At 52.0% G+C, this 2,919-nt stretch carries 4 protein-coding genes; 3 read left to right on the top strand and 1 reads right to left on the bottom strand.

Going from position 1 to position 2,919, the window contains the following annotated elements; translation table 11 throughout:
• Together Q7P41_RS00335 and Q7P41_RS00330 are read left to right on the top strand one after the other, a co-directional pair.
• Window positions 1–535: glycosyltransferase family 9 protein (locus tag Q7P41_RS00335; RefSeq protein WP_303881141.1), on the top strand; the 535-nt coding region annotated here is incomplete at its 5' end.
• Complete coding sequence (locus tag Q7P41_RS00330; RefSeq protein ID WP_303881139.1) at window positions 532–1,578, top strand: glycosyltransferase; 1,047 nt, start codon at window positions 532–534, stop codon at window positions 1,576–1,578. The genes Q7P41_RS00335 and Q7P41_RS00330, both read left to right, overlap by 4 nt.
• Here Q7P41_RS00330 and Q7P41_RS00325 read toward each other — a convergent pair.
• Window positions 1,569–2,615, bottom strand: coding sequence for a glycosyltransferase (locus tag Q7P41_RS00325; protein ID WP_303881136.1), 1,047 nt, complete (start codon window positions 2,613–2,615; stop codon window positions 1,569–1,571). The two genes, Q7P41_RS00330 and Q7P41_RS00325, sit on opposite strands and share 10 nt — an antisense overlap.
• Before the next feature lie 78 nt (window positions 2,616–2,693).
• On the opposite strand from Q7P41_RS00325, the gene Q7P41_RS00320 reads away from it, so the two are divergent.
• Window positions 2,694–2,919, top strand: a 226-nt coding sequence (locus Q7P41_RS00320; protein WP_369693116.1) for a glycosyltransferase family 9 protein, incomplete at its 3' end; no start/stop codon positions are given.

Below are 2,919 nucleotides of genomic sequence, written 5' to 3'. Positions count from 1 at the left end.
GTACGGCTTTGGCGAGGCCGTTGCCATGTTTCCCTACAGCGCCAGGCCCGTAAAGGATTGGAACAGCCAATATTTCCTTTCCCTGGGTCGCATGCTTCTTAAAGAAGGCTTCAGGGTGCTTTTGTTCGGCGGTCCCGGGGATTTCGATAAATTAAGGAACCTGGCCGATCTCATGGGCAAGGGAGCTTATGTCCCATATCTTCTCACGGATCTTTCGATAGACCGTGAAATGTATCTTTCCATGGCTTTGCTTAAAAAGGCTGCTTTGACCGTATCGGTGGATTCGGGCGGGGCACATTTGTCCGCCGCCTTGGGCACGAAGACATTGGTGATCAGCTTGCTGTCGCGCGTCGATAAGTTCATGCCTGTGGGGAGGCAGGTTTGGAGCATTTATCCCAAAATAGATTGCTCGCCCTGTCCCGACAGAAACATGAAGGCCTGCGGGCAAGAGCGTTGGTGCGCAAAGGGGATTACGCCCCGGATTTTATACGAGGCCGCAACCTTGTTGCTTTCAGGCGAGGAGGCAGAGCAATGAAAAAGATCCTTCAGGCCATTGACGCGGGAGGCTGGGGTGGCGCCGAAAAGGTAGTTGTGATGATATCAAACGAGCTTGCCGGCATGGGTCACGACGTGGAAGTCTGGGTCAGAAGGGGCTCCCTCTTGGTGGAGCATTTGTCTTCCGAGGTCAAAGTCAGGGTCATGCCCTTTATCAACGACTACGAGCCCTTTACGCCCCTTCTTTTTGCAAGGGCTCTTAAGACCTTTGACGTAGTCCACGTGCACCTGGGCCGTGCAGCGCTTTTAAGCGGCTATGCGGCGAAGTTTCTGCCCGAAGAGCTTAGAAGAAAGCTTTTTTGCCATATGCATCTCTACCACAAGCCCAAGCATTACAAAGGCCAAGGGCAGATAATTTGCGTCTCGAAGGCCGTGGAAGATTACGTTAAAAAGGCCATGCCCTGGGTGAAGCGGACCTGGGTGGTCTATAACGGCATAGACATGAGCGGTGCCCCTTTGGCCGAGCCTCTAATCCCCAAAAAACGGGACGTCTTTAGGATAGGGCTTCTTGCCTCCTTTAAGGCCGAGAAGGGCCATAGAGACCTCATAAAGGCCTTTGGCGGGCTTAGTAGGCGTTTGCCCGTCGAGCTTCTGCTTGGAGGAGAAGGCCCCCTACTTTTTGAGGCAAAAAAATTGGCTTCGGATTTGGGCGTGGAAGATAAAGTAAATTTCCTTGGAGCCGTTCCTCCCGAAAAGGCCTTTTCCTTCTGGAAGTCCTTGGACGTCGCGTGCGTTCCGTCTTACGCAGAGGGTTTCCCCCTGACTTTGATTGAAGCCATGTCCTGCGGTCTGCCGGTAGTGGGCTACGCCGAGCCGGGCATCGTAGAGGCAATGGGAAACGAAGGGCTCCTCCTTCCCGTGGGAGATGTTGGAGCTTTGGCTGCTGCGCTTGAGAGGGTAATCGCAGACGAAAGCCTGAGGAGGCAGCTTTCGTCTTTGAGCCTCAAAAGAAGCGGGCTTTTTTCGGCAAAAAGCATGGCCGAAAACCTGCTGAAGGCGTACGAGTTGGCCCTTTATGTTTGATCCTGGATGCGTCTGGCCCTTGTTTTTTTCTCGTATCTTTTGCGCGTTAAATTTATAAAGGCATCCGGGAGATGCATCGCCAGGAATAGCTTAAAGTACAGGTCGGTCCTCTTCATAAAAAGCATCAGGTTACAGCCGTCCGCCAGCTTGCTTCGCAGGCTTTGAGCAAAGGCCATTGCCCTAAACCGCTCTTTGCCGTAGACCAGCACGACCTTTTGCAGATATGCTACGTAAGCGCTTGGGATGACGAGGGATGTTAATGCCCTGTATGCCTTTGTGTCGGTCTTTCCTCTTTTTTCCATGAAGGCCTTGCATCTTAGGTAGGCCGTCAGCTCGTGTAGGTTTGCCTCTATTTTGAGGTCTTGAAAGGAATGGCTTGTCGAGCCGGGATGTTGGCGCCAGAAGGCCAGGCTTTCTTTCACGCAGGCGACGCTTTCGGCTGTGGCCAGGGCCTTTATGAAGAACTCGTTGTCTTCCGCACATATGCAGTGTGGGGTATAGCGTATGCCGTTTGCAAGAAGAAAGTCTCTCCTGTACAGGACGGTTCCTCCCCATATCGATACCTTGCCGACCAGGTAGTCATATAACACATCTATCCCCTTTGCAGGGTTGGCTTTCGGGTAGCTGTGTTTATCGTCGTATCTGCCTATCGGCTTTCCCTCTTCGTCTATGAAGTCGTGCCCGCAAAAGGCCATTTCGGAGTCGTGCCTTTCCATCTCTTCGATTAACTTTAAAAAGCAGCAGGGATCGAACAGGTCGTCTTGGTCGCAGAAGGCGACATATTTCCCATCTGCCTCAGAAAAGCCCCTGTTTCTTGCCACGCTCACCCCCGCATTTGCCTGGGATATCACCTTAACTGCGTGTCTGCTTTTCTCGGCGAAGGATCTCATGACGTTTAATGTATCGTCCGTCGAGCCGTCGTCGACGAGTATCAGCTCTATGGGCTCATAATTCTGATTTTCCAGGGAGTCAAGCGTCCCTGGAAGGTATTTGGTTCCGTTATAAACAGGAATTATCAGGGAAAGCAAACCCGACATGGCGCGACCTCCATATTTAATTTATAATTCACCATGCGGTATGATAGCATATATTTATTGGAAAAAGGAGCATGCTCTTTGGCCGGATACAATCCCCCTTTAGGTACGAAGGACGAAAGGATACTTTTCATACGCTACAGCGCCCTGGGCGACGTGGTAAGGGCTATTCCGCTAGCGGCGACCATAAAGGAAGCCTTGCCCAAGGCCAAACTTACCTGGCTTCTGGTGCACCCCTACGAGGAGCTTATCGAAGGTCAGCCCTACGTCGATGACGTATTGGTATGGGACAGAAAACAGGGGTTCA

It is taken from the genome of Acetomicrobium mobile (genome assembly GCF_937920065.1).
Note: the sequence above shows the minus strand (reverse complement) of the source record. Positions and strands in the feature narration are given on the sequence as shown.